This window comes from Dietzia sp. ANT_WB102 (genome assembly GCF_008369165.1).
In the GTDB taxonomy this organism is placed as follows: Bacteria; Actinomycetota; Actinomycetes; order Mycobacteriales; family Mycobacteriaceae; genus Dietzia.
In genome coordinates this window covers 1183595-1204487 of sequence record NZ_VOBA01000001.1, presented here as the reverse complement: position 1 = coordinate 1204487, position 20893 = coordinate 1183595, and the positions used below count along the sequence as shown (strand labels likewise).

Genomic DNA, 20893 nt, shown 5'->3' with positions numbered 1-20893 from the left:
CGCGTTTAGCGGCGGCACTTCCATCGCCCGCGCCACCGAGGCACCACCCAGCACGAGGGTAGCGACGGTGGCCAGTGCGACCGGGACGATATTCCGCCTACGTCTGACACGTGCCGGGCCCGGCCGAGAGCTTCGGCCGCCCCCTGGGACGGGCGAGGAGTCTGGAGTGTTCGACATATTCCGGTTTCGTCATGCCGAGAGCCACCTCCCGGACTTCACCACACTGTATGCGTTAAGGCACTCTTAAGAAAGATCGGGATTCACATCAACTCTTCAGCACGAGGACGTCGTCGCACGCGCGGGCGATCGCCAACTCCTCGTCGGTGGGCACCACGAGGACCTTCACCGAGCTGCCCGGTGAAGAGATGATGCGTTCGCCGGAGCCGTTCTCGTTAGCCTCGGCGTCGAGCTCCACCCCCCAGCCGGCCAAGGTGGACAACGCATCGGCTCGCAGGCGGGCGACGTTCTCTCCCACCCCGGCAGTGAACGTGATGGCATCCACTCGGCCGAGGATCGCCCAGTAGCCGCCGATGTAGCGACGCAGCCGATGGATCACCACGTCGTAGGCGAGGATGGCGTCGTCGTCGTGGTCATCCACTCGGGTGAGCAGTTCTCGGAAGTCGCGCGCCCCGCACAGGCCTTCCAGTCCGGACTTCCGGTTGAGGAGGGTGGAGACGTCCTGCGGCGTCATGCCACGGTCTCGGATGAGGTGGATGAGCAGTCCGGGGTCGACGTCGCCGGGACGGGTCCCCATGACCAGCCCTTCGAGCGGCGTCAGGCCCATAGAGGTGTCCACAGCACGGCCGCTGTCGATCGCTGACGCCGACGCCCCGTTGCCGAGGTGGAGCACGATCTGGTTCAGCTGCTCGTAGGGCTGGCCCAGGACGTCGGCTGTTCGGCGGGACACGAACTCGTGGCTGGTGCCGTGGAACCCGTACCGGCGCAGGTCCCACTTCCGGGCCGTCTCGAGGTCGATGGCGTAGGTGTGTGCTGCGGCGGGAAGCGTGTGGAAGAAGCCCGTGTCGAATACGGCGACGTGCGGGAGCCCGGGCAGCAGTTCGCGGGCCACCCGGATTCCACGAAGGTTCGCTGGGTTGTGCAGCGGTGCGAGGAGCTCGAGCTCCTCGATTTCCGCCTCCACCTCGGGCGTGATCTCAACCGGGTCGTGGAAGGCGGGCCCGCCGTGGACCACCCGGTGGCCGATCGCCTGGACTCCCAGCTCGGTCGGGTGTACGTGCAGCTCGCGTGTCAGCTCCAGCACGCGGGAGAGCGCGGCCGTGTGGTCGGGAAACTCCTCCTCGACGGTGCGCTGGTCACCGGGAGCCCCGGGTAGATCACTGCGGCGGACGGTCACCGTGCCGACGGGCTCACCGATCCGCTCGACCAGAACCCAGGCCAGCTCGCTCTCGAGGGCGGTGTCGAGAATCTGGAGCTTCAGCGAGGAGGAACCGGAATTGATGACGAGCACACGGGTCATGAGTTACTTTCCTGAGAGTCTGCGACGCCCTGCGCCTGGACGGCAGTGATCGCAACCGTGTTGACGATGTCCTCGACCAGCGCACCCCGGGAGAGGTCGTTGACGGGCTTGCGCAGCCCCTGCAGGACCGGGCCGATCGCCACGGCGCCGGCTGTCCGCTGCACGGCCTTGTAAGTGTTGTTCCCCGTGTTGAGGTCGGGGAACACCAGGACGGTGGCCCGTCCGGCGACCGGGGAGTCGGGCATCTTTTTTTGTGCGACGGTGGGGTCGACGGCGGCATCGAATTGCAGCGGTCCGTCCACCACGAGGCCGGCCACCGGGTCGTCGGCGCCCGCCTCGTCGATCCGGGATCGCACGAGAGCGGTCGCCTCGCGCACCTTGTCGACGTCGGCCCCGGTGCCGGAATCTCCGGTGGAGTACGAGAGCAGGGCCACGCGCGGGTCGATGCCGAAGCGTGAGGCGGTCTCGGCAGACGACAGGGCGATGTCCGCGAGTTGCTGGGCGGTGGGGTCGGGTACCACCGCGCAATCCCCGAACGCCAGGACGTGGTCGGCCAGGCACATGAGGAACACGCTGGACACCGTCTCCACGTCGGGTTGCGTGCGGATGATCTCCAGCGCGGGGCGAATGGTGTGTGCGGTGGTGTGTGCGGCACCGGAGACCATGCCGTCTGCGAGCCCGGTGTGCACCATCATCGTGGCGAAGTAGGAGATATCGAGAATGCGGTCGCGCGCCACATCCAGGGTCATGCCCTTGTGCTTGCGCAATTCGACGTACTCGTGGGCGAACCGGTCGGCGTGCTCGCTCGTGCGCGGATCCAGCACATTCGCGTCGCCCAGTTGGATGCCCAGTTCGTCCGCGCGCCGGCGGATCGACTCGGGATCGCCGAGGATCGTCAGGTCCGCCACCTCGCGTCGCAGGAGCCGGCCGGCGGCGTGCAGGATGCGGTCGTCGTCCCCCTCGGGGAGCACGATGTGGCGCTTGTCGGTCCGGGCTCGTTCGAGCAGTTGATACTCGAACATCTGGGGCGTCATGACGTCGGGCGTGCCAACGCGCAGCGGTGCGAGCAGCTCCTCCGTGTCGACGTACTTTTCCATCAGACTGAGCGCGGTCTCGACCTTGCGTCCCGATCCCGCGTATACCCGCCCGCGGGTCTCTGAGGCCAGACGAGCGGTGTCGTAGGTTCCGTGATCCGTGCAAATGATCGGCAGTGTGGAGCGCATGCCGCAGACCAACTTGTCCAGCGCCGAGTTCGGTTTGACCCCGCCGTTCCAGATCATCCCGGCCAGTGAGGGGAAGCCCTCGGCGGCGTGCGCGGCGAGGATCGCCAGCACGGCATCGGTGCGGTCCGCGGGGACGATGACGACCATCCCGTCGACCAGTCGCTCGAGAATCCTGTCGCCGGTCATGCCGCCGACCATGACGGCCATCGCCTCGCGGTCGAGCAGAGCCGGGTCACCCGAGTAGAGGTCGCCGTCGACAGCCTCCATGAGTTCGCCCATCGTGGGGGCGGTGAGCACCGACTCGGTAGGCAACGTCCAGGAGGAGACACCCACCGAACTGAGCTCGGTCTTGATCTGGTCGAGCGCTTCCGGGTCGCACCGGTTCGCGACGACTCCGATGGGGTGCGCGTGTTCGGCACGCAGCTCGTCCAGGGTGAGTCTGGCGTTGGTGCCGATCTCCGCAGGGGTTCGGTCCGCGCCGCGGATTACCAGCAGGACAGGCGCTCCGAGGTTCACGGCGATGGTGGCGTTGAAGTCGAATTCGGTGGGGCTCGGCACGCCGGTGTAGTCAGTACCGACAATCACCACGACATCGCACTGCCGGGCCACCGCGTGGTATCGGTCGACAATCTCGCTCAGCGCAATATCGCGATCCTCGTGGACCCGCATGTTGGTGACGCCGATGCAGTCCTCGTATTCGAGATCCGCAGTGGTGTGCTGCAGCAGCATCTCCACGATGCGGTCGCGGGCGGCCTCACCGTCACCGCGTCCTGCGGCGGCTGAGCGCGGCTCGACCGTGACGGGGCGGAACACGCCGACCCGCTGGACGGTCCCTGCGAGGATACGGAGCAGTCCGAGTGCGACCGTCGATTTTCCCGTGTCCCCTTCGGGTGCCACCACGTAGACAGCCGACGACGAGAGTGGTTCGCCCGCCGACTGGGACGGGATCGACAGAGCCGCGACCTCTGCCTCGGAAAGCTCGGCTCTGGCTGGCTCGTTAGAAGCGGACACAACGGACTCGGGCGGAAGAGAATCGGGCACGGAGGCATTGTGACAGCGCGGGCCCCGCAGCACACCACGCACACACCCAAGGCCCCGATCCCGCACCCCAGTGCGGGGCCGCCCGTCAGACATCGGTGAGCCTGTCGACGCCGGGCGGCAGCCACCTGCACAGCCCGGGAGAGGCGGGGTTCACCACTGTTTTCCACCCAGCCGGGCCGTCGCCGACGAACCCGTGGTGAACGGGGCAGCAGAGCGCCCCGTTGGCGACGGTAGTGGGCCCACCTCGGGACCATTGCCTCACGTGGTGGAACTGACTTCGTCTGGCTGGTGCGCTGCACCCGGGGAAGGTGCATCGCCCATGGGCGGCGTAGAGGACCAACCGTTGGATCGCCGACGCCAGTCGGCGATCGGGATGAGCGTCCACGTCGATCCGGTGCAGTTCCTCGCGTCCGTCCCGCAGCAGCGAGACGAACCACGGCATTGCGCCTGCCAGGGACACCGCTTGCCGCACGCTGAGCTGGGTGCCGGCGTCGGTCCGCACGAGCGCGGTGGGGTCCTCGAGCTGCTCGGGGGTCACCCGCACGATGATGGTCGCTATGCCCTTGGGCCGTGCCGGGTCGACGGTCGACCCGAGGGCCCACTGATGCACGAGTGCGTCGTGCGCGCGCTGCTCGGGTGTGCGATCGTCGGTCCCGGGCTCACATTCCATGGCGCCGCCGGGTCCGCCGAAGTCGCACAGTGCCCGCTCGACAAGCGCGCGAGCGCGAGGCGTGAGGGTCATGGTAAGCGTGCTGGTGCCGTCGGACCGGACCGCTCCGAGCCGGGCCGCACGTTGCCGCTCCTGGTGCTCCTCGCGGCCCCTACCCCGGTCGGGGCACAGGGCCGCGACCCGACGCGCGGCCTCGGCTCGCAGGTCGGCGGGAGCTGCCGAGCGTGCGAACTGTGTGAGCTCCTCGGCAAAGCGGAGTTTGGCGTCGCCGCCCATCGTCCCCGGCAGCCCGGAGACCGCCTTGGCGATGATCCGCTCATGCTCACCCGTGATCTCCCCGACCGCAGCAGCCCGGCCTGCCGGGGTGGCTTGACGTCCGCCGGCCTCGATCCGTCCGTGCACCGTCCCCTTGGCCAGACCCAGTTTCTCGGCGAGCATCGCGGCAACACCACCGGCGCTGCGCCCCTTCAGCCGGTGTAACGCGGCGAGCTCGGCGGTGGCCCGGGCACCGCAGGCGCCCAACCGTCGTGCGACCACCTCCACGCGCCCCACGGCGGCGGCGAGCGCCTCCGCCTCGTGCTCGGCCCAGTCGACCACGCACAGCGTCTCCACCGACGCCTCGAGGAAGGCGAGCACCTCGGTCAGCGGGGTCGGCTGATCTCGCTCGCCGCCCCACGCATCCGCGTCTCGCTCTTCCCGATCCACGCCTCACACGATAGAACACACGTACGACACAAAGCGGCCGACAACGAGCTTCACACGGCTCCGCCCCGGTCAGCCGCGAGAGGTCATGGTCCGGAACTTGAGCTCGTCCAGCATCGCCCCGACCTCGCCGCTCAGCAGCGCGCGGTCCAGCGCGATCAGCCGCGGCAAAGCGGCGTCGGCGGCGTCCAACTCATCGTCGTCGAGGTGCCGAGATGCCTGCGAGTAGAGAAGTTCGAACTCGGCGAACTCGCGCACCCGGGTGGCAGCGAGCTCGCCCATCCACACGCACTCGCGGGCCCGGCCACCCGCCGCCTGAACAATGCGCCGCACCGAACGCAGCTCAGCCCTGGCCTCCGCTGCACCGCGGTCGGCGCCGGCGGCAGCTCCGTCGGTGGCCCGGCTGATCTCCTGACCGAGCCGGTCAGCGGCCAGAGTGATCGATCCCAACTCGTCGAGCAAGCCGCCCACCAGATCCCGCTCGGCCGCCACGTGCGCCCCGCTCCTCGCCGCCCGGCTCCGGGTGTCGGCCCGAGCGACGTCCCCGCCCAGCCTGAACATCATTGCGGCCGCCGAGTCGAGGGCGTCCTCGGCTGCCCGGGCCTCCTCGAGGAGGCTGCGCGCCCGGTCCACCAGATCCGATCTGTCTGAACTCGTCACCGACTACTCCTCCCCCTTGGGCGCGCTGCGCCCATCGTGGGAACGCTCCTCGTGGAATCGCCCTCCTGGGAACGGTCCTCGCCGTGGGCGGTGGGAACCGCCCCTAATCGACGACGACGACAACAAGTCCAAAGTCCCCTGCGTCGTCCGTCCACACGGTCGGGCGCACATATCCGTAGCCCGCCAGCTCGTCGGCAAGGACGTCCGGCTCGAACTTCCTCGCGATCTCGGTGCGGATGCCTTCCCCTGCGGCGAGAGTTCGCGAGCGTCCCAGTGTGGGGAACTCGACGTGCACGTCGCGGACAGCACGTAGCCACATCTCGATCCGGCTCTCGCCGGGATTCCACACGGCCTCGTGTCGGAAATCGGCGCGGTCCAGACCGGTGCACTCGACGGTACGGGCGATCACATCGAGCATGTTGAGATCGAACTCGGCGGTGACCCCGGCGGAGTCGTCGTAGGCCGCGGTGAGCCGCTCGGGACTCTTGACCAGATCGAACCCGACCACCAATCGGTCGCCCGGGTCCATGATGGCGCGCAGCATGGTGAAGAAGTCGGCGCGCTGGGCATCGGAGAAGTTGCCGATCGTCCCACCGAGGAACAGCACCATCCGTCTGCCCGGCTCACCCGGCAGGGGGCCGTCTAGGGCGGTGAGATCGCCGACGACCGGGACGACGCGCAGCCCGGGGTACTCGGCGGTCAGCGCCCGGGCGGAGCCAAAGAGCATCTCGGTGCTGATGTCGACCGGCACGAACAGCGGCCCGGCATCGGCTGCGGCGGCCGAGCCGTTCGACGCGGCCTCGGGGCAGGTCGACGCAGCCTCGGGAGGGGCCGGCTCAGAGGCGGCCGGTCCCGGCGCGAAGACGTCGAGCAGCGCCCTGGTCTTCTCGCAGGTACCCGCCCCGAGCTCTACCATCGTGTCCGCGCTGCCCACGATGTCAGCGGCCCGCGCCCGCAGGATCTCCGCTTCTGCGCGGGTGGGGTAATACTCGGCCAGCCTGGTGATCTGGTCGAACAGCAGGCTGCCCTTCTCGTCGTAGAACCAGCGGGGCGCCAGCGTCGGCGGGTCGGCGAAGAACCCGTCGAGCAAATCGGATTCAAGGGCTGCGGTGTCGGGGTTGGCGGTGCTCGTTGTCGTTGTCGTCGTCGCTGTCGTTGTCGTCGTCGTTCTTGTGGTCGTACTCGTCTCCCCGGGGACTCCGGCAGCTCCGACGGCTCGAACCACTCCACGCTGCGACTCCACGTCCTGCACGCGGCTCACCGGGCGAGCCTCAGCCCGGTGGCCGCCCATCGTGACGCGGCGGGGTAGAAGTTCCGGTACGTGTGTCGGGTGTGGCCGGCGGGCGTGAAGGCGCTGCCGCCGCGTAGAACGTGCTGGTCGGACATGAATTTGCCGTTGTACTCGCCGGCCGCGCCCTCCTCGGTGACGAACCCGGGGTACGGCAGGTAGGCGCTGGACGTCCACTCCCACACGCCGCCGATCGTCCGCTCCGCTGCGGGTTGCGGGTGGCACCTGTCGGGGTCGAGCTCGTCGCGGATCTCCCACCCGGTGGCGGCGATCTCCCACTCGAACTCGGTGGGCAGTCGTCCGCCGGCCCAGCGGGCGTAGGCGTCGGCCTCGTAGAAGGACACGTGGATGACCGGTTCGGCGTCCACGGTCGGGCGTCGTCCGCTCAGGGTGAAGGTCGTCCACCGGCCATATACCGCGTCGGCGTCGGGGCCGTCGTCCTCGCGCCGCCAGTACCCGGGCGCGTCCCAGCCCTCAGCCTGGACCGTGGCCCACCCGTCGGACAGCCACAGTTCGGGCCGGGAGTAGCCGCCGTCGGCCATGAACTGCTTCCACTCGCCCACGGTGACCTGGCGGGTGGCCACCTCGCCGCCGGGGATCCACACGCGGTGACGGGGGCGCTCGTTGTCGTAGGAGAACGCTGCCCCGGGGTCGCCGTCGACGGGGTTCTGCGCGCCGATCTCGGCGATCCCCTCGACGACGGCGAGCCAGCCGGTCTCCCCCGGCACCGCCACGGCCGGGTCCGCGGACCTGTGGACGTACACCGGATCGGTGGGGTTATGCGAGAAGAGATGTTTGATGTCCGCGAGCAGCAGCTCCTGATGCTGCTGCTCGTGGTGGCAGCCCAGCTCCATCAGTTCCAGCCCGCGCTCGTCGACTCGCCCCGCCTCGAGCGCGTCGACCACGGACTCGTCCACGCGGGCGCGGAAGTCCCCGATCTCGGCCACCGACGGGCGAGTGATGAGCCCACGCTCTGGCCGGGGTTGCCGCGGGCCGACCGCCTCGTAGTACGAGTTGAACAGGAACCGGAATACCGGGTCGGGCGGGGTGTACCCCGGCAGCCGACCCAGGACGAACTCTTCGAAGAACCACGTCGTGTGCGCGCGATGCCATGCGGCGGGGCTGGCGGCGGTCATCGACTGCGGGATCTGGTCCTCGGGACTGAGCCGGGATGCGAGCAGGTCAGTGAGCCCGCGGACTCGCAGGAACTTCTCGACCACGCTCTCGGCGCGCGCGGTGGTGGAGACGGTTCCAGCTGTCATGGGTTCCCCCGTGGGTTGCGGTCGACGGCAGGTCGTGGGCGACGGCGGGCCTCTCGGCTGCCGAACGTTGTTCGCCACAGTAGCCACAGTGTGGCTCTCCGCCCACCGCAGGAAATTTCCCTACGCGAATGGAGCGGCCGGGCTCCCGATGCGAGCGGCTTCGAGGTTGCGGCGCTCATGATGGAGCAGTCGCAGTCGGTATTCGGGGCAGTTGCCCATGCCGCCGTCAGCGCGGATCACGCGGTGGACGGGGATGACGAACGGCACTGGGACGAGCGAGCAGAGTCTGCCCACTCGGCGGGCGTTGCGCGGCCGACCGGCGTCCATGCTGATCTGCCCGTACGTAGACGTCTCGCCGTAGGGGATGTGCTGGATCTCGCGATATACCTCGCGGGAGAATTCGTCGTGGACTCCCGCAGCGGCCCAGTCGAGCGGCACGTCGAACTCACGGGCTGTCCCTGCCAGGTAGTCCTCCAGCTGTTCCGCCAGGCGGACGAGATGCGCCTTCGCTCCGGCCGCCACGTCGTCGACGCCCACACCACGCCCAGCATCGTCGGGTTCGGCCGGGTCGAGCTCTGCGAGGTGGAGGTCGGCAGCGTGGAGATCTGCGGCATCGACCTGCTGGAGCCGTGCGATGCCCTCGTGTGTGGCCTCGACGATCATCAGCCCGGCCGCGGTCTCGAGCAATCGCGCCACGCCGCCGGGCGATCGCGGCGCGGGCGCGCTCACACGACGCTCGGGCGGTCCGGGTTGGTGACGTCGGCGTCGGCGCTGTCGAGCTTCTCGAACAGGGCATCGGGGCCCTCCCGGACGAGGAAGGACATCTCGGCGGTGGTGATGGGTACGGCCTGCAAACGTGTGAGCAGGGGTCCGGTGCCATCCTCGCCGCCGGACTCGTCGACGACCTCCAGGTCTGGCCACAGGAACGGTGGGGTCAGGACGAGGTGCTCACAGGTGCGCCCGGAGTCGACCAATCCCACCGCGTTGGGGATCACGGCACCGGGGGCCACGTGGATGGAGCCGGTCGCGACGGCGAGTGCGCACGCGTCGAGAACGTCTGCCATGGCCCGGTGGCCGGTGCGGCCGACGATCACGAATTCACTGCGGATCTGCCGCCCCTCGGGCGTGGTGACGTTGGTGGGGAGTCCCCGGGCACCCACGGTGGCGTAGGTCGAGAATCCGGCGGCGGGCACGTCGTCGACGATCACAATGTCGCAGTGCCACTCGGTGGTGTTGCCCTCTTCGTCGGCTTCGGTCTCGTGCGGATAGCGCAGGACGCGGACCGACTCCTTGTCGGCGAGAATGCCCTCGAGGCCGGCGAGGTCGGATTGGGCGGGGCCCGGTGGGGTGGTGGTGTCACTCATGCAAGTGCTCGCAGACGGGGTTCGAGGTCGGTCTTGAACAGGTCGAGGAAACGCTTTTGATCGTGGCCGGGTGCATGAAAGACCAGGTGGTTAAGGCCCGCGTCGACGTACTGCTTGACCTGCTCCACGGCCTCATCGGGGTCAGAGGCCACAATCCAGCGCTTGGCGACCTGCTCGATGGGCAACTCGTCGGCCAGACGCTCCATCTCGCGCGGGGAGTCCACGGAGTGCTTCTGCTCGGGGGTGAGCGAGAGCGGGGCCCAGAAGCGGCAATTCTCCAGCGCCTTGTCCGGGTCGGGGTCGTAGCTGATCTTGATCTCGATCATCCTGTCGATGGTCGTGGAGTCGCGCTCGTTGATGCCGGCACCCTCCTCGACTGCTGGGAGTAGCTTGTCGGTGTAGAGCTCCATGCCCTTGCCGGAGGTGCAGATGAATCCGTCGCCGACGCGGCCGGCGTACTTGGCCACAACCGGGCCACCGGCGGCGATGTAGACGGGGACGCCGCCGTCCGGAACGTCATAGAGGAATGCGTCCCTGGTGCTGTAGTAGTCGCCCTCAAAGTTGGTCGTCTCGCCCGTCCACAGCTCTCGCATCAGGCGGACGGACTCACGCAGACGAGCGAATCGCTCCTTGAACGCTGGCCACTCACCCTGGAAGCCGGTGGCGATCTCGTTGAGCGCCTCACCAGTGCCCACACCCAGGAAGACCCGCCCCGGGTACAGGCACGCCATGGTGGCAAACGCCTGGGCCAGTACCGCCGGGTTGTAGCGGAACGTCGGCGTGAGTACCGAGGTGCCCAACTGGAGGCGCTCGGTGCGCTCGCCCACTGCCGTCAACCACGCGAGAGAGAACGGGGCGTGGCCGCCATCGTGGCGCCATGGCTGGAAGTGGTCAGACACCGTGGCCGAATCCATCCCCGCCTGCTCCGCCAAGACCGCGTACTCGACCAAGTCGCGCGGGCCGAACTGCTCGGCTGATGCCTTGTATCCGAGCTTGAGGGAAGGGGTGTCTGGCATGGGGGTCTCCTAGAGGGGCATGTGAGCTAAATCATCGGCACGTACGCCAAGTGTTGTCCCGAGTATGCCAGCGGACCGATGCGCGCTGTCCCGGATATACACGTCGCGTAGCCCCGCTGCTCTGACCTCTAATAACGGTGGGTCGCGAATAACAGACTCCTTATACTGGACGGCGGAAAAAATGTTGCCGCATCTAGCACTACGGGCGGAAACAGTCGCTAGCCCCCGAAACTCGCAGGCTGGCCGCCCTTTGCAAATTACTAAGAATCTGTAACACTTATGTGAGTTCGGTAGATGAACTTGGTGTCGGCACGCGATCAACGGCGATCGGGATCTGGCATGACTTGTACCCCTCGGGCCGCTTCGGTGGCCCCCACCGGAAGGATCCACACATGACAGCCAATGACCCCATCGTCACCGACGTCCAACGGCAGCAGGACCGCAAGCGCAAGCGCAAGGCGATCCTCGCTGGCGGCGTCGTCCTCGGCCTCGGCGCTGCGATCACCCTGGCTGCCTGGTCGGATGACGTTTTCGCGAACGGTATCTTCAACACAGGTTCATTCGAGCTTCAGGGCAACCTGACGACCACCGCTGTCGAATCCGCCGAGGATGTACCTCAGTACGAGAACTACGACGACACGCCCGGCGGCACCCTCCGGTTCGACCAGGTACTGACGGCCGTCACCCTCCAGCCCGGTGAGGAGGTTTTCGCGCCGATCACGCTTCGCCTTTCACCGGAAACAACTGTGGACGGCACGTTTGTCCTATCCGGAGTCACTTTCGGAACCACTGCAGACCCAGATCTGGCTGACAAGCTCGACTACCGGGTTATTACGAACTCCACCGCTGCGCAGTGCGACGCGCAAACGCCTGCAGGATCCGACTGGTACACCGGCACCGTCGCCGACGATGCGCCTGGAGTCTCCAACTCGGGTGCATCTGCGCGTCCGCTGACCGCGGCCGCGGCTACGCAAGACCAGTTGTGCCTCGGCATCACCTTGAACGACAACTCGGAAGACGTTCAGGGTGCGACCGACACTCAGGTGATTTGGCAGTTCACCGCCACGGCCAATACCCCCTGATCGCGGCCAACTCGGCTTAACGAACACAGGTGGGCGGGGCCGTACGGCCCCGTCCACCCCTCCATATCCGGAAGTTGACTATGACCGACTCGATGAATCCCTCCGAGCTAGCGGATCGCAACCGCAAACGCAAAGCGCTACTTGCTGGCGGGGTTGTTCTCGGCCTCGGTGCTGTCGCCACCCTGGCGGCGTTCACCGATGACGTCTTCGCCACGGGCACTTTCAGTTCAGCGAAGTTCTCGATACAGGGGTCACAAGCTGCGGCATACCCGGCAGCCTCGGACGCCTCATTCAAGGATTATCCAGACCCGACCGGAGCGCCGGGCACCGGGCACGCTGCGTTGACCTTCGCATCCTCGATGGCCCCCGGCGACACCGTTTACGCCCCGTTTACGATTCGGACCGGGCCAGAATCCGGTGCAGGAACCGTAACCCTGGCGGGGGCATACTTCTCGACCGCCGGCACATTGGATCCGTATCTGACCTACACGGTCCTCAACGGAGGTACTACCTGCGCTGCTGGCGCGAGCACCACTAACGGAACCTCGTGGGCGACTGGCACACCGGGCGGGACTCAATCCAGCCCCACTGCTCCAACTGGGGCTCCCGCACGAGACCTTCTCGCCGATTCGGGAGACACTCAGAAGTTCTGCATCGCGGTTACGCTAGCGAATTCCCAGGCCGCGAAGGACGCCATCAATAACGCAAATCCGCTGACCTCGACTTCGATCACGTGGGATTTCCGAGGAACCGCAACAACGTAAAAGTGCGCACGGCCGCACGCCCCCAGACTCGATGCCGTGGCGCATTCGATATGCCACATAAGCACTTTTAAGATAGTTCAATGACCAGGTTGTGAGTCAGAGTGAAGAAGCCGACTAGGCGAGGCAAAATTGCGGCAATCGCAGCAGCAGTCGTTCTCGGAGCCGTCGCTGTGCAGACCACGCCCGGTGAAACCATTGCAGGCTTTGTCGATGACACATTCGCGACTGGAACCTTTTTTTCTTCCAAGTGGAACGTCCAGGGAAACGCGACCGCTGACATTGAGCCCGGGGCCGCTGGGTGGTCCGATCACCCAACTTCCGCAAACGCGGCCATCTTTCGACCCACATTGGGCACTATCATCCCTGGTGGAGAAATCCGATCGTATTCGCGTTTCGGACTCCGTATGGCACCAGGCGCCACGCTCGGGGCAAACGTCACGATCCCCGTCGGAGTGGAGGTCTCGAGCGGTAACCAGGCCAACCTGATCAGCATGCGCCTTATCCGTACAACATCCCCAACCTGCGATTCGAGCACCTTCTCGGACGTAAACGCTGTTTTTTTAATAGGGACCGCAAGCACTTACGGAAAGATGCTTGACCAACCCGGCACTGCTCTTCGGAAACTCACCCTGAACCCTAATGCGACGACATCGAACCCCGGCATCCCCGTCTATCTGTGCTATGAATTTAGTCTTCCCAACGCCACACCGCCGGCAGGGTTAACTAACGGTGCAGTAGTCACTGTCCAGTGGACATTCACAGCGGAGTCTGTGTAGCTATGACGATCGACGTGAGCGCTCCTGCGAATGAGGAACCCCAGCCAGTTGATGGGTTCATCCGCACTAAGTTCCTGTCACGGGTCACAGACGCCCTGTTGTCGGCGCTCGCGCTACTCGGCGTTGTCTGCATCATCGCGACGATTGCCGCCTTCGCTCTTAACATCAGCCTAATCATGTTCAAGACCGGTTCCATGTCGCCAACGATTCCGACTGGATCCCTCGCCATCGTCAGGCAGATCCCTGCCTCTGACATTCGCGTCGGCGATGTCACAACAGTTTCCCGCGGCGAGGGTCAACTACCGGTGACCCACCGCGTGGTGTCCGTTACCCCCGTAAACGGAGACACTTACTCCATTGCAATGAAAGGCGACGCCAACGACTCACCTGACGCTCAGCCTTACGAAGTGGCCGAGGTCAAAAAGGTGCTCTGGCACGCCCCCGGCCTCGCCTACGTGGTTGCGAAAGTAAGCCAACCGATCTATATGGCGGGAATAACGATTGCGGCCTCCCTCCTCGTCGTTTGGGCCTTTTGGCCCCGAAAGCAGCAGTGATATGAGCACCTCTCGCACGTCCAGCAGCCTCCGACACGTCGCAGCCTCCGCGGGTGCGCTGACGATCGCCGGGATGCTCGCACTGTCCGGCCTGGTTGGCGGGGGTGTAGAAGAGACGGAGGCAGCGTGGAATGACACCGAGGTGGCTCAAGCTTCGGTCAAAACTGCTTGGATGCAGGGCTATACCAGAGTCACCAACCCGGGCTGGAAGATGCGAAATGTCCGAGACACGAACCTACCTAGTTCTATCGGCCTGAGGGGCCCCGCCGAAAGGACTAGGAATTTTGGGCTCACCTACCCGAAACTGCCTGGCTACGCCCAGGCAACCGGCGCTGAGGATGCACGCAACAGCTTCGGCGCGAACGCCTCTGCCGATATCGTCCCGCCTAGAGAGTCCGGCGAGGACCTGTGGATGGGCAAATATACAACAGCTTCGAATGACACTGAGATAACCAGAGCGGGACATTGCATGGCATATCCATCACCGGCTAGCATCCCCGGGTCTGCCAGCACCTGCTTTGCCGCCTCGAACCCAAGTCCCCGGATGGCATCGCACCAGAATAATGAAGGATTTACTTTCTCTATAACGGCGTCGAACCTCGGAACTAAAGCTGCGCGCGTTAACGCTTCCGGATTCTCCTCAAAAGCACAGTGTTACGAAGATGGAAACTCCACCGCCTCAATCACTGAAAACAACAGAGTATTGCAATTAGCCCGCCAGGTTATTCCGAACACCAACAACGCAAGTTTTACGGACGCCCAAGACATCACGAATCTCATTCCCGCTACGGACACACCTGGCGAAAGATACGATGGCGTTACCAACACTTGGGGTCGATACAACGTTGAAGGCCTTGGAGAAGGAAATGCGTCATTCGTTCTAGCAGTCAATGTGAGAAAAGATACATTTACCGCACCTTACTACGCTCTGGCCGAAATGGATCTCGTCGTGCAGGTCTACAGCGCGGGAGGTGGCTTATCTAGCCGTGGTGCCTTTATCGACCAAATAAACCTCCCTCTAACCAGGTCCGAATGCGGATTTAGCAACGGCACGAAACCGTTACGGTCAATGGCTGGAACGTGGCGAGGTGATGCAAACCAGTTAGGGTGGCCAGGTCGTTCGTTAGGAAACCTTGCACCAACCGCTTCGCAGAGGTACCAGACCTTTACTTTTTCCGACTTGGGAACCCCGGCTACTTTCGGCCGGTCGATGATGCGGGGAATACTCGAAACCGAAGCCACCGCCAGCGACCTGCCTCCCACAACAACCGTGACCTCTCCGCTCGAGAACTCCACTGCGTCGGAGACCACCACGTCGGCTCCGCCGAACCCCGATGACGAGGGGACCTCGACCAGCCCCGGCACGCGTACGACTCGGACCAGCACAAGCACTTCGGCACCCTCAACCAAGACCAGCACAAAAACTCCAACGTCGGTGCCTGCCCCCTCGACTCCGTCGGCCACGCCGCCGGCGCCAACAACAACGGTGGGGCCCGTAATGGTCATCCCCAGCGAGCCCGCGAAACTCCCCGTATCTGCCCGGACCGAAGAGGCCGGGACCGTGAAGGTTGACGAGGGGGACGCTGTAGTCGTCGTCCGCGGCGATACCGCGCCCAACGATGCGCGTCAGGGCGCCGCGGCGCTGGAGATCTGGCTGAGCGGCGGCGACCCCGGCGACACCTGGGCCACCTTCACCGCCACCGACCCCGACACCGACGGCTGGCGCTGGGCAGCCATCAACCGGAAGACCGGCACGGTCGTCTACATCCGCTGACCGCACCCGCCAGCCCACAAGACACGCCGCCCGGCGAGTGAGAATGCTCACTCGCCGGGCGCAATGTAACAAGAGACGAACGAACCGCAATACTCTAGGTAGATCGGTTGCACTCGCGGTACCGCACCGCGAACCAGGGCCCCTCCCCTGACCAGCATCCGGCACAGCACGTCTCGGAGGCGATTATGCGGATCCGGCACGCGGCCAGCGCACTGGTCGCTCTCGCTGCCACCTCCGCATGCGCACTCGGCGCCTCGATGATCATTCACGACCACGACGAACAAGCCCGCGAATCCGAACTCCGCGCCTCCGCTTGGTCCGTCCAGGCCTCCACCGACTTCGGTACCACCTGGACCGCCCCCGTCTCCTCCTACGGCGGGCACTTCCCCGTCCGCGTGGACACCTCCGGACTGCGTAACCGCTCCGCCTACCAACCCCTCACCCTGCGCACGAGCGTCGACTCCCAGGACGACGCGCACGTCACCATCGGTAAAGGCGTCCTGGTGGAGGGCAACCCCGACGCTGCAGCAGCTGTCCGCATCCGGGCCATAGCCACCGGCGGCGGGGCGTGTGCAGAGCCGACCTTCGCCTCCGGCTCCCCCGGCATCTTCACCGGCGACCCCACCCGACCTGTTCCCGTAGACGCTCAGACCGCACCCAGGCCACTCGTCCTGCCGGGAGCCACCCGCACCACGCCAGGCGCGCCCGTGACCGTGTGCCTGGAGTTGAGCATGGACTCGCTGTCACCGGCTCCGGATTCGATGCTCACACTGGCGTGGCCGCTCGACATCAGTCGCAGCGGCGCCGACACGTAAAAGCCAGGCAGGTCTTCACGTCGATCACGGCCGGAAGCCGGCGACCTGGCTATACACCTTCGAATACTCGGCCACCACCGCCGACGGATCGGCGCCTTCGACGCGCGGAGGAACCGCGAGAGGCGTATCGAGGGAAGCCCGCACTGCCGTGGCGACCGCGGCGGGATCGCGGGGATCGTAGACCTCCCCCGAATGTTCGGCCGGATCGCAGCGATCGAACCACTGATCCCACAGACACCCCACGGCCGGAAACACCGGCGCCACCCCCAGATCACGACACAACTCGAGCCACGTGGAATGGGTAGCGAACCGATACGGCAGAACGCAGACATCCAGAGCGGCGACCTCGGCGAGCAACGAGCCCAAGTCAAGTGATTCGTAACGCACCAGACGCACGGAGGTCCAGTCCCCCTCGGCCGCGAACTCGGCCACCAGGTGATTGCTACCGCTCACCCCGTCGTCGCCACACGCATCCCGCCACGCCTGCGCCTCCACCAGGATCCGCAGCTCCGCCCCCGGCCGGCCCGACGCCACCGAGGCGAGCTGATCGAGCAGCTCCGGGCCCTCGATGTTCTCCCCCATCCGCTCCAACAACACACCCACCACGGCGGAATCGGTGCTGCGCAGGTGTTTGGAACCACGCACCGCGGCGGAGATCTCCTCCTCGCTGAGCAAGCGGGGATGCGGAATGACCAGTGGCTCCACACCCCACCGCACCCACAGTTCGTGGGCCGCCACCTCGGTCAACGTGATCACCGCCGCGGCCGCCTCCACCAACGTGCCGGTGTGGTCGCGATGCGGCAACTCGTCCTCGTCGGTCGGATACACAATGTCGTGGACGGTCAAGACCATCGGCACGTCGGCCCCCGCCAGGTGTCTCACCACCATGTCCACACTGTCAGGCTCGAGGTAGTCGTAACCGAAGTGCACGTGCGCCAGATCGACGCTGCTCAGCGAGTCGCCCTCGCGGTCAATCTCGCCGGAGGCAACGGCGGCGGGGTCGAATTCGACGGCGCTCGACGCCTCGGTCGGCGTCTGACTGTTCACCACTCCGGGCCGCACCGGCACCAGCTCTACGCGCGAGGAGACGTCCAGTCCGGTGATTCGGCGAACGGCGGGGTGGGCGGCCGGAAGGACCGCCACTCGCGTACGGGCATGTTCACCCCGTCCATCCATAGGATCAATCTAGACCGCGGCGCAAGTCCTCGATCAGATCTCCAGCGAACTCCAGCCCCACAGAAAGGCGGATGACGTTGTCGCCGATGCCCACAGCGGCGCGGGCCTCGGGCTCCATGGACGCATGGGTCGTCGTCGCGGGATGGGTCACCAGTGTCTTGGCGTCACCCAGGTTGTTGGAGATATCGATGATCTCCAGCGCGTTGAGCAGCGAGAAGCACTCTTTTTTGCCGCGGCCGCCTTCGGCGTCGTCAAACTTCAGTCCGAACGTCACCACAGACCCGCCGCCCGCCATCTGCGTCCGTGCCAGCTCGTACTGGGGGTGAGACTCGAGCATCGGGTAGGTCACCCAGTCCACGGCCGGGTGCGACTCCAGAAATCGTGCCACCTCCAGCGCGTTGGCCGACATCCGCTCGACGCGCATGCTCATGGTCTCCAAGCCTTTGAGCAGCACCCAGGCGTTGAACGCGCTCATCCCGAAGCCGGCGTGGCGCATAAGGTTCTGCACCGGACCGGAGATGTATTCCTCGGTGCCCAGCACGGCGCCGCCCAACACCCGGCCCTGCCCGTCGATGTGCTTGGTCGCGGAGTAGACCACGACGTCCGCGCCCAGCTCGAGCGGCTTCTGGTGCAGGACGGTGGCGAACACGTTGTCCACCACGACCTGCGCGCCTGCCGCATGGGCCAGATCGCACACGGAGCGGACGTCCACCAGCTCCTGCATCGGGTTGGAGGGGGTCTCGAAGAACACGGCGTCGGTGGGCTCGCTGAGCGCCTCGCGCCACTGATCCAGGTCGGTGCCGTCGACGAACACCGTCTCCACGCCCCACCGTGGGAGGATCTCCGCGCAGATCACGTAACAGGAGCCGAACAGCGCCCGCGAGGCCACGAGCCGCGAGCCGTTTCCGCACAGTGCGGCCAGCGCGACGAACACCGCGGACATGCCGGAGCTGGTGGCGAAGCACGCATCCGCGCCCTCGATCTGCCGCAGCCGCTCCTGGAACATCGCGACGGTCGGGTTTCCGTAGCGCGAGTACACGAAGCGCTGGACGCTCCCGTTGAACGACGCCTCGGCCGCCTCCGCCGACTCGTAGACGTAACCGGAGTTGAGGAACATCGGCTCCGCGGTCTCCTCGAAGCCGGTGCGCATCTGCCCGGCCCGGACCCCCAGGGTGTCCGGGTGGAGTCCGTCGGGGAGCTCGTTGTTCTTCATCCGCTGCTTTTCCTCGTCGTCGTCGTCAAAAAACTCGGTCAGGACTGCCGCCAGGCCAGGCCCGCGACCTTCCACCCGTTGATGCTGCCGCGGTGGCCGTCGTCGTCGGGGTCACCCTCGAACCCCTCGGCCACGTTGTAGGCGGACCCGAAACCGGCAGCGGTGGCGGCCTGCGCGGCGGCAGCCGACCTGCCCCCGCTGCGGCACAGGAACAGCACCGGCGCCTCGGGGGCGACACCTGCCTCGCCGAGTTGCTCGAGGAAACGGGGGTTGGGCTCGCCGGACGACATCATCCACTCGATGCCCAGCGTGCGCTTGCCCAGCTCCGACAGATCTGCGCCGCCGACCCACTGCCATTCGGCACTGGTGCGCACGTCCACTAGTACGGCGTCGGGGTCGGAGGCGAGCAGATCCCAGGCCTGGCGTGGCGGGAGGTCCCCGGCGTAGTCGTTCATGGATGTCGATTATGCTCCCCCGACCGCTGATCGGCGGGGTCGAGGTCCCCGGGTCGCCTTTATGTGCGACGATCGCGACATGACGCCTGTCACAGATTCTCCGTTCCGTGTGGCCGTAGTGGGCTCCGGCCCGGCGGGTGTATACGCCAGCGAAGCGCTGTTGGACTGGAGCGACAATCGCGATCCCTCCGCGCGCGGGATCGTGGTGGATCTGTTCGACCAGTTGCCCGTGCCGTACGGTCTCCTACGCCACGGCGTGGCCCCAGACCACCCCCGGATCAAGGGCATCGCCCGCACCCTGGAGGGGATCGCCTCCGATCCGCGAATCCGGTTCCTGGGCAACGTCGAGTTCGGCCGCGACCTCACCCTGGACGACGTGCGGCGCCACTACCACGCCGTGGTCTTCTCGACCGGCGCGCTCACGGACCGCCGGCTCGGCATCCCGGGCGAGGACCTGGAAGGTTCCTACGGCGCCGCCGAATTCGTCACCTGGTACGACGGTCACCCGGACTCGCACCCCGAGTGGGCGCTGACCGCCGAGCGCGCGGCCGTGGTCGGCGTGGGCAATGTCGCGCTGGATGTGGCGCGCATGCTGGTGCGCAGCTCCGAGCAACTCGAACCCACAGACATCCCCGAGCATGTCCGCACCGGGTTTGGTTCCAACACGACCCGTGTGGTGTCGGTGATCGGTCGCCGCGGCCCCGTCCACGCCAAATTCACGCCCCTGGAGTTGCGGGAAATGGGCAAGGTGGAGGGTGCCACCGTGGTGGTAGACCCCGATGACTTGGAGTATGACGACGAGGCGCGCACTCTCCGCGACAGCGATCGCCGGGTCGGACAGGTGTGCGCGCAACTCGAGAAGTGGGCCGGGGCACAGCGTGAGGCTGGTCTGGGTACGGCGGATGAGGCCGAGGCCGCGGCTCTCGCCGACGGGAAGCGGGTCGTCAGGTTCCGCTTCCACCGGTCGCCTGTCGAGATCCTGGGTGCTGACGGCCGGGTGTCCGGGCTGCGGCTGGAGATCACTGAACCGGTTCCCGGACCAGAGGGCGAGGGCGGGCGGGTGCGCAGTACCGGCCGCACCGAGGATCTGCCGGTGGAGGCCGTCTACCGGGCGGTCGGTTACCGTTCCGCAGCCCTGGAGGGCGTCCCCTTCGACCATGCCTCGTCGACCATTCCCAACGACTCCGGCCGCGTCCTGGACTCGCCGGGTGGGCAACACCTGCCGGGATTGTTCACCGCGGGTTGGGTCAAGCGTGGCCCGTCCGGCGTGATCGGCACCAACCGGTCCTGCGCCGTGGAGACGATCGGCCGGTTGACCGCCGAACTCGAGTCCGGCTCGCTTCCCGAGCCCGCGGAACCAGACCCGCAGACCGTGCGCGACCTGCTCGCCGACCGGGTTGCGGACCTGGTCGACGGCGACACCTGGCTGAAGATCGACGCCCACGAGCGCAGCCTCGGTGAGGCGGCGGGCCGCGAGCGCACCAAACTGCCGGGCCGGACGGAGATGCTCGACATCGCCCGCTCCACGCGCACCTCCCGGACCTCGTCCTGAGCCGTCTTCCCGGCCCGGGGTGCGCGGCC

General features: G+C 66.4%; 18 protein-coding genes. 6 read left to right on the top strand and 12 right to left on the bottom strand.

Annotation, left to right across the window (positions count from 1 at the left end):
- Nucleotides 1-265: 265 nt before the first annotated feature.
- The 9 genes from FQ137_RS05475 to fgd all read right to left on the bottom strand — a co-directional run bounded on the left by FQ137_RS05475 (nt 266) and on the right by fgd (nt 10703).
- Nucleotides 266-1477, bottom strand: coding sequence for an acetate/propionate family kinase (locus FQ137_RS05475; protein ID WP_149291499.1), 1212 nt, complete (start codon nt 1475-1477; stop codon nt 266-268).
- On the bottom strand, nt 1474-3741 hold the full coding sequence (gene pta / locus FQ137_RS05470) for a phosphate acetyltransferase (protein WP_255583657.1): 2268 nt from the start codon (nt 3739-3741) through the stop codon (nt 1474-1476). The genes FQ137_RS05475 and pta overlap by 4 nt, the downstream gene beginning before the upstream one ends.
- An 85-nt stretch (nt 3742-3826) precedes the next feature.
- Nucleotides 3827-5116 carry an HNH endonuclease signature motif containing protein gene (locus tag FQ137_RS05465; protein WP_149291498.1) on the bottom strand — a complete coding sequence of 430 codons (1290 nt, stop codon included), beginning with the start codon at nt 5114-5116 and terminating at the stop codon, nt 3827-3829.
- Between the two features lie 69 nt (nt 5117-5185).
- On the bottom strand, nt 5186-5773 hold the full coding sequence (locus FQ137_RS05460) for a hypothetical protein (RefSeq protein WP_149291497.1): 588 nt from the start codon (nt 5771-5773) through the stop codon (nt 5186-5188).
- 103 nt (nt 5774-5876) lie between these two features.
- Nucleotides 5877-7064, bottom strand: coding sequence for an L-histidine N(alpha)-methyltransferase (locus FQ137_RS05455; RefSeq protein ID WP_149291496.1), 1188 nt, complete (start codon nt 7062-7064; stop codon nt 5877-5879).
- On the bottom strand, nt 7031-8323 hold the full coding sequence (egtB, locus tag FQ137_RS05450; RefSeq protein ID WP_149291495.1) for an ergothioneine biosynthesis protein EgtB: 1293 nt from the start codon (nt 8321-8323) through the stop codon (nt 7031-7033). Before egtB ends, FQ137_RS05455 begins: the two co-directional genes overlap by 34 nt.
- Nucleotides 8324-8443: 120 nt before the next feature.
- The gene (locus tag FQ137_RS05445; protein ID WP_149291494.1) at nt 8444-9052 is read right to left on the bottom strand and encodes a methylated-DNA--[protein]-cysteine S-methyltransferase; all 609 of its coding nucleotides are present in this window, start codon (nt 9050-9052) and stop codon (nt 8444-8446) included.
- A complete protein-coding gene (locus tag FQ137_RS05440) occupies nt 9049-9687 on the bottom strand; it encodes a suppressor of fused domain protein (protein WP_149291493.1) in 639 nt (212 codons plus the stop codon). Before FQ137_RS05440 ends, FQ137_RS05445 begins: the two co-directional genes overlap by 4 nt.
- Nucleotides 9684-10703, bottom strand: coding sequence for a glucose-6-phosphate dehydrogenase (coenzyme-F420) (gene fgd / locus FQ137_RS05435; RefSeq protein WP_149291492.1), 1020 nt, complete (start codon nt 10701-10703; stop codon nt 9684-9686). Before fgd ends, FQ137_RS05440 begins: the two co-directional genes overlap by 4 nt.
- 392 nt (nt 10704-11095) lie before the next feature.
- Between fgd and FQ137_RS05430 the strand changes: the two genes are divergently transcribed.
- The 5 genes from FQ137_RS05430 (at nt 11096) to FQ137_RS05410 (ending at nt 16468) form a co-directional block, all read left to right on the top strand.
- Nucleotides 11096-11785 carry a SipW-dependent-type signal peptide-containing protein gene (locus FQ137_RS05430; protein ID WP_149291491.1) on the top strand — a complete coding sequence of 230 codons (690 nt, stop codon included), beginning with the start codon at nt 11096-11098 and terminating at the stop codon, nt 11783-11785.
- 80 nt (nt 11786-11865) lie between these two features.
- Entirely contained in the window at nt 11866-12549 is a 684-nt protein-coding gene (locus tag FQ137_RS05425) for a SipW-dependent-type signal peptide-containing protein (protein ID WP_149291490.1), read from the top strand.
- Between the two features lie 778 nt (nt 12550-13327).
- Complete coding sequence (locus FQ137_RS05420) at nt 13328-13879, top strand: signal peptidase I (protein ID WP_149291489.1); 552 nt, start codon at nt 13328-13330, stop codon at nt 13877-13879.
- Nucleotides 13880-15377: 1498 nt separating this feature from the next.
- Nucleotides 15378-15653, top strand: a complete 276-nt coding sequence (locus tag FQ137_RS05415; RefSeq protein WP_149291488.1) for a hypothetical protein — start codon at nt 15378-15380, stop codon at nt 15651-15653.
- A gap of 185 nt (nt 15654-15838) precedes the next feature.
- On the top strand, nt 15839-16468 hold the full coding sequence (locus FQ137_RS05410; protein WP_149291487.1) for a hypothetical protein: 630 nt from the start codon (nt 15839-15841) through the stop codon (nt 16466-16468).
- Nucleotides 16469-16492: 24 nt separating this feature from the next.
- On the opposite strand, the gene FQ137_RS05405 is transcribed toward FQ137_RS05410, so the two are convergent.
- The 3 genes from FQ137_RS05405 to FQ137_RS05395 are packed head-to-tail and all read right to left on the bottom strand — an operon-like array spanning nt 16493 to nt 19312.
- Complete coding sequence (locus FQ137_RS05405; protein ID WP_149291486.1) at nt 16493-17644, bottom strand: hypothetical protein; 1152 nt, start codon at nt 17642-17644, stop codon at nt 16493-16495.
- Between the two features lie 4 nt (nt 17645-17648).
- A complete protein-coding gene (locus tag FQ137_RS05400; RefSeq protein WP_255584107.1) occupies nt 17649-18899 on the bottom strand; it encodes an O-succinylhomoserine sulfhydrylase in 1251 nt (416 codons plus the stop codon).
- Complete coding sequence (locus tag FQ137_RS05395) at nt 18896-19312, bottom strand: rhodanese-like domain-containing protein (RefSeq protein WP_149291485.1); 417 nt, start codon at nt 19310-19312, stop codon at nt 18896-18898. The genes FQ137_RS05400 and FQ137_RS05395 overlap by 4 nt, the downstream gene beginning before the upstream one ends.
- A gap of 79 nt (nt 19313-19391) precedes the next feature.
- Between FQ137_RS05395 and FQ137_RS05390 the strand changes: the two genes are divergently transcribed.
- The gene (locus FQ137_RS05390) at nt 19392-20864 is read left to right on the top strand and encodes an FAD-dependent oxidoreductase (RefSeq protein ID WP_149291484.1); all 1473 of its coding nucleotides are present in this window, start codon (nt 19392-19394) and stop codon (nt 20862-20864) included.
- Nucleotides 20865-20893 lie beyond the last annotated feature (29 nt).

Excerpts from the sequence above, each read along its gene's own strand:
- FQ137_RS05440 (WP_149291493.1), bottom strand. The coding sequence starts at position 9,687 with ATGAGTGACACCACCACCCCACCGGGCCCCGCCCAATCCGACCTCGCC.
- FQ137_RS05420 (WP_149291489.1), top strand. The coding sequence starts at position 13,328 with ATGACGATCGACGTGAGCGCTCCTGCGAATGAGGAACCCCAGCCAGTT.
- FQ137_RS05405 (WP_149291486.1), bottom strand. The coding sequence starts at position 17,644 with ATGGATGGACGGGGTGAACATGCCCGTACGCGAGTGGCGGTCCTTCCG.
- egtB (WP_149291495.1), bottom strand. The coding sequence starts at position 8,323 with ATGACAGCTGGAACCGTCTCCACCACCGCGCGCGCCGAGAGCGTGGTC.
- FQ137_RS05455 (WP_149291496.1), bottom strand. The coding sequence starts at position 7,064 with ATGGGCGGCCACCGGGCTGAGGCTCGCCCGGTGAGCCGCGTGCAGGAC.
- FQ137_RS05430 (WP_149291491.1), top strand. The coding sequence starts at position 11,096 with ATGACAGCCAATGACCCCATCGTCACCGACGTCCAACGGCAGCAGGAC.
- FQ137_RS05410 (WP_149291487.1), top strand. The coding sequence starts at position 15,839 with ATGCGGATCCGGCACGCGGCCAGCGCACTGGTCGCTCTCGCTGCCACC.
- FQ137_RS05390 (WP_149291484.1), top strand. The coding sequence starts at position 19,392 with ATGACGCCTGTCACAGATTCTCCGTTCCGTGTGGCCGTAGTGGGCTCC.
- FQ137_RS05425 (WP_149291490.1), top strand. The coding sequence starts at position 11,866 with ATGACCGACTCGATGAATCCCTCCGAGCTAGCGGATCGCAACCGCAAA.
- fgd (WP_149291492.1), bottom strand. The coding sequence starts at position 10,703 with ATGCCAGACACCCCTTCCCTCAAGCTCGGATACAAGGCATCAGCCGAG.
- FQ137_RS05475 (WP_149291499.1), bottom strand. The coding sequence starts at position 1,477 with ATGACCCGTGTGCTCGTCATCAATTCCGGTTCCTCCTCGCTGAAGCTC.
- FQ137_RS05395 (WP_149291485.1), bottom strand. The coding sequence starts at position 19,312 with ATGAACGACTACGCCGGGGACCTCCCGCCACGCCAGGCCTGGGATCTG.
- FQ137_RS05415 (WP_149291488.1), top strand. The coding sequence starts at position 15,378 with ATGGTCATCCCCAGCGAGCCCGCGAAACTCCCCGTATCTGCCCGGACC.